Here is a 15,431-nt window from a genome sequence, read left to right on the forward strand (position 1 = left end):
TTTTTCAAATATCGTTAAATCACTTTTTGCGCTTTCGTTAAATTACCTTTTGCACAAGGGCTGAAATATCTTCTGCAAAACGTTCTTGTGCTGCCATTTGCTCAATTTGTTGCGGTGAATATTTCTTGCCGTTATACACCACCACAATGCTCACATCGTCAGGTTGCAGAAAATGGCTCGTGCCGAATTCAGTATAACGGGTTGCACCAATGCTAATGATCGCTTGGGTTGGATAATGGGCTTTTTTTAGCAAATCAGCGATATGATTCATCGGACCGAAATCAGGCTGATTATTCATTTGTCCCACAATCCAATCAAGCAATTTTTGATGAAAATAGCTGTATCCTAAAGCGGGGCTATCCACGCCATAAGCATTCATCTTGCCATCACGTTTATGAAAGCAAGCAATGCGATAATCATCAATTTCACTGCCTAAGTCAAAGGACGTGAGCGGAATGGTTGTTGTCGCCAAGCCCTTGGTTTCCGCACCCCAGTTTTTCTTTTCACAAATTTTATTGGCATTAGGGCGGCGAATTGAACAATCGTTATAAGCCGCAAAGGCGTAAGGCAAAAGTGCGGTAACTTTTTCGCCAGAATATTGCACTTCACACAACAGGGCAATTTCAGGCTCAATCTGCAAATTATCCGCCCCCGCTTGCGGAAAACGAATATATTCAGCACTTAACGGATTAACCGCCAAAAAGTCATACTCGCCTAAGTTTTCTGCAGGCACATAAAAAGGAAAAATCGCTTTGGGCTGATGGGTTTCTGCCGTTTTCACTTGGGCAAAATCCTTTGCCTCACCCGCTTGTTCCAAATGCCCCGCAAAATTGCCTGCCACGCCAAGGCCGATAACATTTTTTGTCATTTTCTTGCTCCTTTTATCTTGATGACATATCCAAATCCTACAAGGTTATAAGGAATTTTCAAGGGGAAATTTCGGGGGAGGAAATGATCTATTATTTTGATAAAATAAAAGCGAGAAATTCTCGCTTTTATCTTTTAAATTAGACAGTTAAATCTTTAATTTGCGTTGTCGGCGCGTTATTCATTACTGATTTCACTCCATTTTTTGCCCCTTCTTGAGAAGCATAATATTGGCTGCGCCCGATTTCTTGATGATTTTTGGCTTTCAATACGAAATAAGGTTTCTCATTTTTCGCCACGCGGAACTCAAAATTCGCCTCATCGCTACCATTTTTCTGTACAGATTCAATACCATTTAGCGCAGACGCTTTGGTTTTATATAATTCACTGGTCAAGATAATTTGCGAGTTCGCCGCATAAAGGTTAAACATAAATTGACCATCACTTGCTTTTTTCAATTCATACCAGCCTAAAGCCATACTATTTTCCTTCTTAATGAATCGTGGGATATTCCACCAGTTCATCATAAGCTTTTTTTCTGTTTTTTCAATGGATTTATCATAGGCGAGAAAAAGTGCGGTAAAAATTTAGCTAATTTTCCACCGCACTTTGCCTGATAATTCAGCGGTGCGATTTTAAAATAATCAGTTGCAATGATTTTTCGCATTTTTTGCCATTTTTTTGCCAAAAGGGGTTGCAAAGATTTTTCAGATGCCTATAATACGCCGCACACAACGACGCGACGTTGTAGAAAAATGAAAATACACATCGCGTCGTTTTTTTGCTCTTTAACAATCAATCAGACAATCTGTGTGGGCACTTGTTGATTCTGGAAAAACTTAAAAGATTTAGAACAATTAGTGCTTAACTGAAATTCATAGTGATTTTAAATGAAATCACAGAGCTTTGTTAGTGTACGAATTGAGAAGATTAAACTGAAGAGTTTGATCATGGCTCAGATTGAACGCTGGCGGCAGGCTTAACACATGCAAGTCGAACGGTAACGGGTTGAAAGCTTGCTTTCAATGCTGACGAGTGGCGGACGGGTGAGTAATGCTTGGGAATCTGGCTTATGGAGGGGGATAACCATTGGAAACGATGGCTAATACCGCATAGTATCGAGAGATTAAAGGGTGGGACGTTTTAGCCACCTGCCATAAGATGAGCCCAAGTGGGATTAGGTAGTTGGTGGGGTAAAGGCCTACCAAGCCTGCGATCTCTAGCTGGTCTGAGAGGATGGCCAGCCACACTGGGACTGAGACACGGCCCAGACTCCTACGGGAGGCAGCAGTGGGGAATATTGCGCAATGGGGGGAACCCTGACGCAGCCATGCCGCGTGAATGAAGAAGGCCTTCGGGTTGTAAAGTTCTTTCGGTGGTGAGGAAGGTTGGTGTGTTAATAGCGCACTGATTTGACGTTAGCCACAGAAGAAGCACCGGCTAACTCCGTGCCAGCAGCCGCGGTAATACGGAGGGTGCGAGCGTTAATCGGAATAACTGGGCGTAAAGGGCACGCAGGCGGTGACTTAAGTGAGATGTGAAAGCCCCGAGCTTAACTTGGGAATAGCATTTCAGACTGGGTTACTAGAGTACTTTAGGGAGGGGTAGAATTCCACGTGTAGCGGTGAAATGCGTAGAGATGTGGAGGAATACCGAAGGCGAAGGCAGCCCCTTGGGGAGATACTGACGCTCATGTGCGAAAGCGTGGGGAGCAAACAGGATTAGATACCCTGGTAGTCCACGCTGTAAACGCTGTCGATTTGGGGATTGGGCTTTAGGCTTGGTGCCCGTAGCTAACGTGATAAATCGACCGCCTGGGGAGTACGGCCGCAAGGTTAAAACTCAAATGAATTGACGGGGGCCCGCACAAGCGGTGGAGCATGTGGTTTAATTCGATGCAACGCGAAGAACCTTACCTACTCTTGACATCCTAAGAATCCTGTAGAGATACGGGAGTGCCTTCGGGAGCTTAGAGACAGGTGCTGCATGGCTGTCGTCAGCTCGTGTTGTGAAATGTTGGGTTAAGTCCCGCAACGAGCGCAACCCTTATCCTTTGTTGCCAGCACTTCGGGTGGGAACTCAAAGGAGACTGCCAGTGATAAACTGGAGGAAGGTGGGGATGACGTCAAGTCATCATGGCCCTTACGAGTAGGGCTACACACGTGCTACAATGGTGCATACAGAGGGAAGCGAGCCTGCGAGGGTGAGCGAATCTCAGAAAGTGCATCTAAGTCCGGATTGGAGTCTGCAACTCGACTCCATGAAGTCGGAATCGCTAGTAATCGCGAATCAGAATGTCGCGGTGAATACGTTCCCGGGCCTTGTACACACCGCCCGTCACACCATGGGAGTGGGTTGTACCAGAAGTAGATAGCTTAACCTTCGGGGGGGCGTTTACCACGGTATGATTCATGACTGGGGTGAAGTCGTAACAAGGTAACCGTAGGGGAACCTGCGGTTGGATCACCTCCTTATAAAGACTGGATAGATGAGTGCTCACACAGATTGTGATGATTGATGTTAGACAAGCGAGAGCGAAACTCAAAGTCGTGTAGAGATTACCTTTATATGTAGTCCCCTTCGTCTAGAGGCCTAGGACATCGCCCTTTCACGGCGGTAACAGGGGTTCGAATCCCCTAGGGGACGCCATTTAAAGCTAATTTTTTAGCGATTTGCTCTTTAACAATGTAAAAACAAGCTGAAAACTGAAGAGACTTTCAAGCTAATGAGGGAGTGGTAATCGTGATAGAGCCATTTTCTTATTAAATTGAAGAAGTCTGAGTAGAAAAGACTTACTTGAACAAAAGCAAGTAAGCGTTCTCAACGAGAATGAAGACACTTCAGGGAAAGTAAAAAAAATCCTTGAGGTTGTATAGTTAAGTGAGAAAGCGTACAGGGCGGATGCCTTGGCAATCAGAGGCGATGAAGGACGTGCTAATCTGCGAAAAGCGTGGGTGAGTTGATAAGAAGCGTTTAACCCACGATGTCCGAATGGGGAAACCCGATAGGTGAAGAACCTATCATTGTTTACTGAATAAAATAGGTAAACAAGGCGAACCGGGAGAACTGAAACATCTAAGTACCCCGAGGAAAAGAAATCAACCGAGATTCTGTGAGTAGCGGCGAGCGAAAGCGGAGTAGCCAGTAAGTGATAGCATGTGATTTAGGAGAATTAGCTGGGAAGCTAAGCGACACAGGGTGATAGCCCCGTATCTGAAAGATTGCGTGTGGTACTAAGTTTACGAGAAGTAGGGCGGGACACGAGGAATCCTGTTTGAAGATGGGGGGACCATCCTCCAAGGCTAAATACTCCTGATTGACCGATAGTGAACCAGTACTGTGAAGGAAAGGCGAAAAGAACCCCGGTGAGGGGAGTGAAATAGAACCTGAAACCCTGTACGTACAAGCAGTGGGAGCCACACCACTAAAGCGTATTGAAAACGTGGAAAAAAAACACCGCACTTTATGAGTGTTAACATTTTACGAAGTAAAATGTTTATCCCTAAAATAAGCAGTGGGTTTTAGATAGCGTTAAGATGGGTGATTTGCAAAGCAAATCACAAAGCCTAAAGCAGTATGCTTTAGGGTGTGGTGACTGCGTACCTTTTGTATAATGGGTCAGCGACTTATATTTTGTAGCGAGGTTAACTGAATAAGGGAGCCGAAGGGAAACCGAGTCTTAACTGGGCGTTGAGTTGCAAGGTATAGACCCGAAACCCGGTGATCTAGCCATGGGCAGGTTGAAGGTTGGGTAACACTAACTGGAGGACCGAACCGACTAATGTTGAAAAATTAGCGGATGACTTGTGGCTGGGGGTGAAAGGCCAATCAAACCGGGAGATAGCTGGTTCTCCCCGAAATCTATTTAGGTAGAGCCTTGAGCGGACACCTTTGGGGGTAGAGCACTGTTTCGGCTAGGGGCCCATCCCGGGTTACCAAACCGATGCAAACTCCGAATACCGAAGAGTGATACTCAGGAGACACACGGCGGGTGCTAACGTCCGTCGTGGAGAGGGAAACAACCCAGACCGCCAGCTAAGGTCCCAAAATCTATATTAAGTGGGAAACGAAGTGGGAAGGCTTAGACAGCTAGGATGTTGGCTTAGAAGCAGCCACCATTTAAAGAAAGCGTAATAGCTCACTAGTCGAGTCGGCCTGCGCGGAAGATGTAACGGGGCTAAAATATAGTACCGAAGCTGCGGCATCAGGCGTATCACTAATACGCCTTAACGATTAACCACTTGCGAAGCAAGTGAGTAAAGCGAAAAACACGTTGAGTGTAGAGAGAAAATCGAAGAGGGATATTAGTGATACGTCTGTTGGGTAGGGGAGCGTTGTGTAAGTCGATGAAGATGGATTGAGAAGTCTGTTGGAGATATCACAAGTGCGAATGCTGACATAAGTAACGATAAAACGGGTGAAAAACCCGTTCGCCGGAAGACCAAGGGTTCCTGTCCAACGTTAATCGGGGCAGGGTGAGTCGGCCCCTAAGGCGAGGCTGAAAAGCGTAGTCGATGGGAAACGGGTTAATATTCCCGTACTTGGTAAAGCTGCGATGTGGGGACGGAGAAGGTTAGGTTATCGACCTGTTGGAAATGGTCGTTTAAGTTGGTAGGTGGGTGAGTTAGGCAAATCCGGCTCACCGTTAACACTGAGAGATGATGACGAGGCACTAAGGTGCTGAAGTAACTGATACCACACTTCCAGGAAAAGCCACTAAGCTTCAGGCTTTACTAAACCGTACTGAAAACCGACACAGGTGGTCAGGTAGAGAATACTCAGGCGCTTGAGAGAACTCGGGTGAAGGAACTAGGCAAAATAGCACCGTAACTTCGGGAGAAGGTGCGCTGGCGTAGTGTGAAGTTCTTTACGGATGGAGCATGAACCAGTCGAAGATACCAGCTGGCTGCAACTGTTTATTAAAAACACAGCACTCTGCAAACACGAAAGTGGACGTATAGGGTGTGATGCCTGCCCGGTGCTGGAAGGTTAATTGATGGTGTAATCGAAAGAGAAGCTCCTGATCGAAGCCCCAGTAAACGGCGGCCGTAACTATAACGGTCCTAAGGTAGCGAAATTCCTTGTCGGGTAAGTTCCGACCTGCACGAATGGCATAATGATGGCCAGGCTGTCTCCACCCGAGACTCAGTGAAATTGAAATCGCCGTGAAGATGCGGTGTACCCGCGGCTAGACGGAAAGACCCCGTGAACCTTTACTATAGCTTGACACTGAACCTTGAATTTTGATGTGTAGGATAGGTGGGAGACTATGAAGCGGTAACGCCAGTTATCGTGGAGTCGTTGTTGAAATACCACCCTTTAACGTTTGATGTTCTAACGAAGCGCCTGAAACGGGTGTTCGGACAGTGTCTGGTGGGTAGTTTGACTGGGGCGGTCTCCTCCCAAAGCGTAACGGAGGAGCACGAAGGTTTGCTAATGACGGTCGGACATCGTCAGGTTAGTGCAATGGTATAAGCAAGCTTAACTGCGAGACAGACAAGTCGAGCAGGTGCGAAAGCAGGTCATAGTGATCCGGTGGTTCTGAATGGAAGGGCCATCGCTCAACGGATAAAAGGTACTCCGGGGATAACAGGCTGATACCGCCCAAGAGTTCATATCGACGGCGGTGTTTGGCACCTCGATGTCGGCTCATCACATCCTGGGGCTGAAGTAGGTCCCAAGGGTATGGCTGTTCGCCATTTAAAGTGGTACGCGAGCTGGGTTTAGAACGTCGTGAGACAGTTCGGTCCCTATCTGCCGTGGGCGTTGGAGAATTGAGAGGGGCTGCTCCTAGTACGAGAGGACCGGAGTGGACGCATCACTGGTGTACCAGTTGTCTCGCCAGAGGCACAGCTGGGTAGCTAAATGCGGAAGAGATAAGTGCTGAAAGCATCTAAGCACGAAACTTGCCTTGAGATGAGTTCTCCCAGTCTATAAGACTGTAAGGGTTGTTTGAGACTAAGACGTAGATAGGCTGGGTGTGTAAGCGGTGTGAGCCGTTGAGCTAACCAGTACTAATTGCCCGAGAGGCTTAACTATACAACGCTCAAGGGTTTTGGCTTGTTTTTGATTGGAAAGAAAGAGTAAGAATAAAAACACTTAGTCGGATAATGGAATAGAAATAAGCGAAGTTATCGACTAAGAGAAAAGATATAAAGAATCTAAAGAATTATCTTGGCGGCGCTAGTGCAGTGGACCCACCTAAATCCATGCCGAACTTAGAAGTGAAACGCTGTAACGCCGATGGTAGTGTGGGGAATCCCCATGTGAGAGTAGGACACCGCCAGGTTTTGAATAAAGAAGAACGCCATTGAGGGAACTCAGTGGCGTTTTTTTATTATTATTTATCGTATTACTAAAGTATTTATACATTGAATGGCTTTCTATTCCTATTCATTTATTTTTTGGTAATCATCAAATCACTCATTAAAATTTTATCAGCCCAGAATGTACCAAATTTTTGTTCCTAACCATCTTTTTTGTGTAGCGGAGAGATTAACTTCAAATTTTTTCCAATAAAAAAGCTCGCCATAATGCGAGCTTATTTCAAAAAATCGTTTTTTACTTGATGATGACGTATTTTACACGCGCTTTTTCCTGCTTTATTTTTTCTAATTCTGCATAATGTTTCTTTGTTTGAGCGAATACCACAATCAAGCGAACCACAAAGGAAAACACGAAAATACCAAAGAAAGCAAGAATGTATTTCGCATCAACTGTAAATAATAGAAAGAGTGAACTTAATGCAATTAATATGCCAAAAAAGATTTTTGTCCAAAATAAGATGAAATCAGCTAGCATTTTTCTTTCCTTTATTCACAGCTATCATTAAATTGATTGTATTGCCTAGTGAATTATAAGGCAATAGATATTAATACATGTATTAGTTATTACGAAAAAAGAAATGTTCTTTGAAAAATCTAGACAAAATTCACCGCACTTTTGTAGCTTAGTATTCGTGTTATGATAATCAAACGTTTTTGTTATGAGAAAAGAATATTATGAACATCAGCCAAGCAGCCGAGAAAGTAGGTTTATCCGCCAAGCAAATTAGGGATTATGAAAAAGCGGGATTATTGCCTGAGGCGCAACGCACTTTATCGGGTTATCGCTTTTATTCTGAGCAGGATTTAAGCCAGTTGCGCTTTATTAGTAACGCGCGTAAAGTGGGATTTTCATTGCAACAAATTCGCGAATTGTTAAGGTTAAATAGCGATCCGAATCGCACCAGTCGCGAAGTAAAAGCCATTACAGAACAACATATTACAGAGCTAAAAGATAAGATTGCGAGCTTACAAGAAATGTTGGATTTGTTGCAACGTTGGCACTGTTCCTGCCAAGGAAATGATAGCCCTGATTGTTCTATTCTTTCAGGGCTAACGGAAAAAACGAAATTATAGGCGTTTGTAGGTTAAGAAATAATAGCAGCTGACCGCTAAAAATGAGCAGCCGACCATGGTTAAAAGCATTGGCGCGGCGCTGTTAATTTTCATTAATGCAACGAGCGATCCCACACAAGCGCCTGTACCGAAGCGCACACTGCCCACCATTGAATTCGCTGTGCCAGCCATTGCAGGGAATTTTTCTAAAATAGATGCCATTGCATTTGAGCTAATGAGTGAATTCTGCCCAACAAACAGTGCTACGCCAATGGCCATTGACCAAAAGCCGAGATCGAAAAACACCACTAATAATAGCCAAATCGCCGCAAGAAATTGAATAATCAAACCTGTTTGCAGCATTTTTTCTGCGCCAACTTTGGTTACCAAGCGTCCGTTTAAAAACGAACCTAAGGTCATCACGCTAATATTCAACATAAAGAAATAACCAAAGTTTTGCTCTGGAATGCCATAAATGCCGATATATACTATCGATCCCGCGGTTAAGAACGCAAACAAGCCACCAAAGCCAAAGGCGCTCATAAACATATAACCTAGCACTTCTTTTTTCTGCCATAAATTCACAAAATTGCGCACTACAATGTTTAAGCGTAAAGGAATGCGATTTTCTTTTTTATGGGTTTCAGGAATGATGAAAAATACCAACAAGGTACTCAGTGCGCCCATTACCGCAATCACATAAAAGATAGAGTGCCAATGGAAATAAGTTACCAAATAGCCACCAATAATTGGTGCAACCAGTGGGGCTACCATAAACACAAGGGTAATTGTGGACATTGTGCGTGAAAGTTCATTTTTACTGAAAAGGTCGCGTAACAATGCGCCCACTAAAACTACGGGCGCAGCACCAAAAAAGCCTTGCATAAAGCGTAGCACGGTAAAACTACCAATTTGATTGATTGTCGTGAGAATTAACGCGGTAATGGCACTGACAATCACGCCTAGCAGAATAATGGGTTTACGCCCATAGCTATCGCCCACAGGCCCCCAGAAAAGCTGTCCTGCTGCCATACCGTAAGCGAAAAAGGTTAAGGTATGCTGAATTCGTTCAGGGCTAACGTGCAAATCTTGCGACATTCGCAAAAAGGCAGGCAAATACATATCCACCCCAAGCGGCGGCAACATTGAAAGTAGCCCAAGGGTCAAAATGAAAATAAAGCTGGGTTTATGAATCGTTTTTTCGCTCAAAATGCTATCCTTATTTTAATGCGTTTAATTCTTCTGCGCTTAAAGGGCGGTATCCCCCTTCTTCTAATTGTTCATCTAGCACAACATCGCCAATTTTCCAGCGATGTAGCCCAATCACTTTGTTGCCTAAGGCGGCAAACATTCGTTTTACTTGATGATAACGCCCTTCACTTAGGGTGAGATTCACATTGTAATCATCAATAATCTCAAGTTTGGCAGGCTTGGTAGGGTGTTTTTCACCACGCAATAAAATGCCTTCGGCGCAGGCTTGTTGATAATGATTTTCTACAGGATCGGCAAGGGTAACCAAATAGGTTTTCTCGCAATGATGCTTTGGTGAAGTGATGCGATGCGACCACTGCCCATCATCGGTGAGCAACACCAGCCCTGTGGTATCCACATCTAAGCGCCCTGCACTGTGCAATTTGCCGGCAAGGGGATAATCAAAGAATTGATAAATTGTCGGATAATCGCCGTCATCATTGGAGCAAACATAGCCTTGCGGTTTATTCAGCATAATGTAATGCCCCGCTTCAAACCAAGTAAGGCGTTCGCCATCAAAGTAAATCTCATCTTCCGCACTCACTTTGGTTGCCCCGCTTTTCTCAATTTTTCCATTAATTTGCACCGCACTTTGGCGTAGGGTTTTATTGGCTTGAGAGCGCGTTAGTCCTGTTTGTTCGGCTAAAAATTTATCTAATCTCATTGCGTGATTTTCTCGTTTATAAAAACGGGACATTGTACAGCATCTCGGCATAAAACCCTAGGGTCTGTTCAAAATCAAGAGTGCTTCTCTTGGTGAGAAGCTCCTAGCTACACCGAAAACAAAAGTGCGGTTGATTTTGTGAATGAATTGTAAATAATGTGTTGTAAATCACAGATTTTCTGATTTTTTCGCCTATAATAGGGCGTTGAATTATTCTCAAAACCTTTTCAAATTGTTATAAGGACTGTTTTATGGACGCACAATTACGTCAAGCGGCGCTTGATTTCCACGAATTTCCAAAGCCGGGAAAAATTGAAGTTACTCCAACCAAATCTCTCGCCACACAGCGTGATCTCGCTTTAGCTTATTCACCGGGAGTAGCAGAGCCTTGTTTAGAAATTGAAAAAGATCCTGCCAATGCTTATAAATACACCGCTCGCGGCAATCTTGTTGCGGTAATTTCTAATGGAACAGCGGTGCTAGGTTTAGGCAATATCGGCGCCTTAGCAGGAAAACCAGTAATGGAAGGGAAAGGCGTGCTATTTAAAAAGTTCGCTGGTGTAGATGTGTTTGATATTGAAATTGATGAAAAAGATCCTGATAAATTAGTGGAAATTATCGCCGCACTTGAGCCAACTTTCGGCGGGATTAACCTTGAAGACATCAAAGCCCCAGAGTGTTTTTACATTGAACAAAAATTGCGTGAGCGAATGAATATTCCGGTATTTCACGATGATCAGCACGGCACAGCCATTATTTCAGCGGCTGCGGTCATCAATGGGCTACGCATTGTGAATAAAAAAATTGAGGATGTCAAACTGGTGGCTTCAGGCGCAGGCGCAGCGTCTATTGCTTGCTTGAACTTGTTGGTTTCTCTTGGAATGAAAAAAGAACACATCACCGTATGCGATTCCAAAGGCGTGATTTTCAAAGGCCGTGATGAGCGAATGGACGAAACCAAAAAGCTTTACGCCATTGAAGATAACGGCACGCGCACCTTGGCAGATGCAATGCCGAATTGTGATATTTTCCTTGGTTGTTCCGCGGCGGGCGCATTAACCCAAGAAATGGTTAAAGTGATGGCGCCAAATCCGCTGATTCTTGCCTTGGCGAACCCAGAACCTGAAATTTTACCGCCACTTGCCAAAGAAGTTCGCCCTGATGCGATTGTTTGTACAGGCCGTTCAGACTATCCAAACCAAGTAAATAACGTGCTTTGTTTCCCATTCATTTTCCGTGGTGCATTAGATGTGAGCGCCACCACCATTAATGAAGAAATGAAATTAGCCGCGGTGTACGCCATTGCGGATCTCGCCTTGGCAGAGCAAAGCGAAGTGGTTACTTCCGCCTATGGTGGCGCGGAAATTTCTTTTGGGCCGGATTACTTAATTCCAAAACCGTTCGATCCGCGTCTTATTGTGAAAATTGCTCCAGCGGTCGCGAAAGCGGCGATGGATAGCGGCGTGGCAACCCGTCCGATTGAAGATTTTGATGCCTATTTAGAAAAACTTACTCAATTCGTTTACAAAACGAATTTATTTATGAAGCCGGTATTTGCACAAGCAAAACAAGACAAAAAACGCGTCTTGCTAACAGACGGCGAAGAAACGCGCGTGCTTCACGCTGTGCAAGAAATTGCCACTTTAGGCATTGCACAACCTGTATTGCTAGGACGTACGCACATCATCGAAGAAAAAATCAAAAAACTTGGCTTGCATCTTGAAGCGGGGCGTGATTTTGACATTATCGACATCGAAAACAATCCTTACTATGACGAATGCTGGCAATGTTATCACGATAAACTAAAACGCCAAGGAATGACGCCATCAGGCGCAAAACGAAAAATGTTGCATAATCCAACCGCACTTGGCACAGTGTTGTTAGAACTTGGTAAAGCTGATGCTATGCTATGCGGCTTGGTTGGGCCTTATGCTTCTCACTTAGGCGCAATCAAAGATTTCACTGGTGTGAAAGCAGGCGCAATTCCCGCTACTGTGAATGGTTTGGTGCTACCAACAGGCAACTTGTTTATCGCCGATACGTTTGTTAATCCAAATCCAACGGCAGAAGAATTAGCGGAAATTACCTTAATGTCTGCGGCAGAAGTTCGCCGTTTTGGTATCGAGCCACAAGTGGCACTGGTTTCTCATTCTAACTATGGTAGTTTCAATGATGAAAATGCAGTGAAAATGCGTGAAGTGTTAAAACTTGTGCGTGAAAAAGCGCCAGAATTAATCATTGACGGTGAAATGCATTGCGACATTGCCCTTTCCGAAAGTTTACGCAACGAAGTGATGCCAGATAGCCCGTTAAAAGGCGCAGCAAACTTGCTAATTATGCCAACAATGGAAGCGGCGCGTATCAGCCTTAACTTGCTACAAGGTACGGCAACGCCAATCACCATTGGGCCAATCTTAATGGGCGTAAATAAAACCGCGCATATTTTAACCTCTGCCTCTTCCGTTCGCCGTATTATCAATATGGTGGCAGTTGCCGCAGTGAAAGCGCAACAAGAAGTGTAAATACAAGGATAAATGAAATGGGGGCAGATAATTTTTCCCCCATTTTTATTTATAACTGGAAAAGTGCGGTGTTTTTTCTAATTATTTATTCGCCAAAATCACCGCTCTTTTTGGTGCAGGATAGCCTTCAATGGTTTTGCAGTGATCGTTTGGATCAAGGAAATCAATCAAGCTTTCATTTTCTAGCCATTCGGTTTTACGTTGTTCTTCAAGGCTGGTTACTGCCACATCTACACAGCGCACATTGTGGAATCCGCTTTTTTCTAGCCATAAAATTAAGGCCTTGACGGAAGGGATAAAATACACGTTTTTCATTTTGGCGTAGCGATCTTGCGGCACAAGCACGGTGTTTTCATCACCATCAATGACTAAGGTTTCAAGCACCAATTCACCGCCCGCTCTTAGCTGATTTTTCAATTGCGCAAAATGTTCAAAAGGCGATTTTCGATGATACAGCACACCCATTGAAAACACAGTATCAAACACGCCTAAAGGCTGCATTTGCTCAATGCCAAGGGGGATTAAATTGGCGCGGCGGTCATTATTTAGTAATTTACGCACCGCTTCAAATTGGCATAAAAATAGTTCAGTGGGATCGATGCCCACTACCATTTTTGCGCCTTCACCCACCATTCGCCACATATGATAACCACTGCCGCAACCCACATCTAAAATCACACGATCGTTGAGTGGGGCAAGGTGTGGCAGTACGCGATCCCATTTGAAATCAGAACGCCATTCGCAATCAATATGAATGCCATAAAGATGATAAGGCCCTTTGCGCCAAGGCATTAATTGCTTGAGATGATAAATAATGCGCTGACGCTCGCCTGCGCTGAGTTCAAAATCGCCCTCAGATTGCACCGCACTTTTTAAATTAATCTGATTGGCGTGCAAATCAGGCAGAAAATCCACAATTTTTGCCCATTTGGCGTAATCGCCGTGGGTTTGCTTTTCCCACTGCTTAAGTTGAGCGGGTAAGGTTTCGAGCCAAGCAGAAAGCGGGCTGGTTGCAATTTGTTGATAAAAAGGACGAAAATCGATCATAATTTATAAACTGAACATTCCAAAAGAAATGGTTAAAATTTGAGAAAGGTCATATTTTACCTGATTTGGTACTGTTATTCTATTTCCCTTTTCGCTAGACTAACCAGCAGAAAAATAAGCAAATAAGATTAATATGGAAACCGTAGAATTATTAGTTAATGTAACGCCAAGTGAAACCCGCATCGCCCTTGTGGATACGGGGATTTTGAAAGAAGTGCATATCGAACGCCAAGCCAAACGCGGCATTGTTGGCAATATTTATAAAGGGCGAGTAACGCGCGTGCTGCCCGGAATGCAATCGGCTTTTGTGGATATTGGCTTGGAAAAAGCGGCTTTTTTGCACGCTTCTGACATTGTTTCGCATACAGAATGTGTAGATGAGAACGAGAAAAAACAGTTCATCGTCAAAGATATTGCGGAGCTGGTGCGTGAAGGGCAAGATATTGTGGTGCAAGTGGTGAAAGATCCCCTTGGCACGAAAGGCGCAAGGCTGACCACAGACATTACCCTGCCTTCTCGTTATCTCGTGTTTATGCCAGAAAATAGCCATGTTGGTGTATCGCAACGGATTGAAAGCGAAGAAGAACGTGCGCGCTTAAAAGATCTGGTATTGCCATTTTGCGATGAATTAGGCGGCTTTATTATTCGTACTGCGGCGGAAGGGGCGCGAGAAGAAGATCTGCTGCAAGATGCCGAATTTTTAAAACGCTTATGGCGCAAGGTAATGGAGCGCCGTGCAAAATATCCAACACGTTCAATGCTTTATGGTGAACTTGCGCTTCCGCAGCGTATTTTGCGCGATTTTATTGGGGTCGATTTAGAAAAAATCCGCATTGATTCCCATCTTTGCTTTGATGAAGTGAAGCAATTCACCGAGGAATTTATCCCAAGTTTGACGGACAAGTTAATGCTGCATTCAGGCAAGCAGCCCTTGTTTGATGTCTATGGGGTGGAAAATGCCATTCATACCGCATTAGACAAGCGCGTTAATCTCAAATCGGGCGGCTATCTCATTATCGAACAAACGGAAGCAATGACCACCATTGACATCAATACCGGCGCATTCGTAGGGCATCGTAACCTTGAAGAAACCATTTTCAATACCAATATTGAAGCCACCAAAGCTATTGCGCAACAGCTTCAGCTACGCAATCTCGGCGGCATTATCATCATTGATTTTATTGATATGCAAAAAGAAGAGCATCAAACCCGCGTGCTGGAATCTTTACAAGAAGCGCTGGCGAAAGATCGCGTAAAAACCAGTGTGAACGGCTTTACTCAGCTCGGTTTGGTGGAAATGACACGCAAACGCACCCGCGAAAGTTTAGAACACGTTCTATGTGATGAATGTCCTGAATGTAGCGGACGTGGACGGGTGAAAACCGTAGAAACCATTTGCTACGAAATTATGCGTGAAATTATCCGCGTACATCACCTTTTCGACAGCGAAAAATTTGTGGTGTATGCTTCAAGAGCTGTGGCGGATTATTTGATCAACGAAGAAAGCCACGGACTCGTGGCAGAATTAGAAGTATTCGTTGGCAAACAAATTCAAATAAAAACCGAAGTGTATTACCACCAAGAACAGTTTGACGTGGTAGTAATGTAAAACTTCATCAAAAAGCACCGCACTTTGTTTGCAAGATAGATTAAGGCAGAGCAAAGTGCGGTCTTTTTTTTATGAATTTTTTGCTATAAGCC

The 15,431-nt window shown here is 44.3% G+C and carries 9 protein-coding genes, 1 tRNA gene and 3 rRNA genes; 7 read left to right on the top strand and 6 right to left on the bottom strand.

Annotated features, from left to right (window positions below; all coding sequences use genetic code 11):
* Nucleotides 1-37: 37 nt before the first annotated feature.
* Nucleotides 38-868 carry a DUF5718 family protein gene (locus DYC50_RS04940; protein WP_115249241.1) on the bottom strand — a complete coding sequence of 277 codons (831 nt, stop codon included), beginning with the start codon at nt 866-868 and terminating at the stop codon, nt 38-40.
* A 139-nt stretch (nt 869-1,007) separates the two neighbouring features.
* The gene (locus DYC50_RS04945) at nt 1,008-1,346 is read right to left on the bottom strand and encodes a YegP family protein (protein ID WP_115249242.1); all 339 of its coding nucleotides are present in this window, start codon (nt 1,344-1,346) and stop codon (nt 1,008-1,010) included.
* Between the two features lie 453 nt (nt 1,347-1,799).
* Here DYC50_RS04945 and DYC50_RS04950 point away from each other — a divergent pair.
* The 4 genes from DYC50_RS04950 to rrf all read left to right on the top strand — a co-directional run bounded on the left by DYC50_RS04950 (nt 1,800) and on the right by rrf (nt 7,156).
* Nucleotides 1,800-3,341 (top strand): 16S ribosomal RNA (locus DYC50_RS04950).
* A gap of 99 nt (nt 3,342-3,440) precedes the next feature.
* Nucleotides 3,441-3,516 (top strand) — tRNA-Glu (locus DYC50_RS04955).
* A gap of 225 nt (nt 3,517-3,741) precedes the next feature.
* A 23S ribosomal RNA gene (locus DYC50_RS04960) occupies nt 3,742-6,906 on the top strand.
* 134 nt (nt 6,907-7,040) lie between these two features.
* Nucleotides 7,041-7,156: ribosomal RNA gene (gene rrf / locus DYC50_RS04965) — 5S ribosomal RNA — on the top strand.
* The 16S, 23S and 5S rRNA genes sit together here with 1 tRNA gene alongside, the layout of an rRNA operon.
* Nucleotides 7,157-7,428: 272 nt before the next feature.
* Here the strand turns inward: rrf and DYC50_RS04970 are convergent.
* Nucleotides 7,429-7,668: a hypothetical protein gene (locus DYC50_RS04970; protein WP_115249243.1), complete on the bottom strand. Its 240-nt coding sequence runs from the start codon at nt 7,666-7,668 to the stop codon at nt 7,429-7,431.
* Nucleotides 7,669-7,868: 200 nt separating this feature from the next.
* Here DYC50_RS04970 and cueR point away from each other — a divergent pair, with 200 nt between their 5' ends.
* Entirely contained in the window at nt 7,869-8,267 is a 399-nt protein-coding gene (gene cueR, locus DYC50_RS04975) for a Cu(I)-responsive transcriptional regulator (protein WP_115249244.1), read from the top strand.
* On the opposite strand, the gene DYC50_RS04980 is transcribed toward cueR, so the two are convergent.
* Nucleotides 8,262-9,458: a Bcr/CflA family multidrug efflux MFS transporter gene (locus tag DYC50_RS04980; protein ID WP_115249245.1), complete on the bottom strand. Its 1,197-nt coding sequence runs from the start codon at nt 9,456-9,458 to the stop codon at nt 8,262-8,264. The genes cueR and DYC50_RS04980 overlap by 6 nt on opposite strands.
* A gap of 7 nt (nt 9,459-9,465) precedes the next feature.
* A complete protein-coding gene (gene rsuA, locus DYC50_RS04985; protein ID WP_115249246.1) occupies nt 9,466-10,161 on the bottom strand; it encodes a 16S rRNA pseudouridine(516) synthase RsuA in 696 nt (231 codons plus the stop codon).
* Between the two features lie 251 nt (nt 10,162-10,412).
* On the opposite strand from rsuA, the gene DYC50_RS04990 reads away from it, so the two are divergent.
* Nucleotides 10,413-12,683: an NADP-dependent malic enzyme gene (locus tag DYC50_RS04990; protein ID WP_115249247.1), complete on the top strand. Its 2,271-nt coding sequence runs from the start codon at nt 10,413-10,415 to the stop codon at nt 12,681-12,683.
* Nucleotides 12,684-12,764: 81 nt separating this feature from the next.
* Here the strand turns inward: DYC50_RS04990 and cmoB are convergent, their stop codons facing one another.
* Nucleotides 12,765-13,730 carry a tRNA 5-methoxyuridine(34)/uridine 5-oxyacetic acid(34) synthase CmoB gene (cmoB, locus tag DYC50_RS04995; RefSeq protein WP_115249248.1) on the bottom strand — a complete coding sequence of 322 codons (966 nt, stop codon included), beginning with the start codon at nt 13,728-13,730 and terminating at the stop codon, nt 12,765-12,767.
* Between the two features lie 133 nt (nt 13,731-13,863).
* Between cmoB and rng the strand changes: the two genes are divergently transcribed.
* Nucleotides 13,864-15,339 carry a ribonuclease G gene (gene rng / locus DYC50_RS05000; RefSeq protein ID WP_115249249.1) on the top strand — a complete coding sequence of 492 codons (1,476 nt, stop codon included), beginning with the start codon at nt 13,864-13,866 and terminating at the stop codon, nt 15,337-15,339.
* Nucleotides 15,340-15,431: the final 92 nt, after the last annotated feature.

Origin of the sequence: Avibacterium avium, assembly GCF_900454535.1 — a bacterium.
In the GTDB taxonomy this organism is placed as follows: domain Bacteria; phylum Pseudomonadota; class Gammaproteobacteria; order Enterobacterales; family Pasteurellaceae; genus Avibacterium; species Avibacterium avium.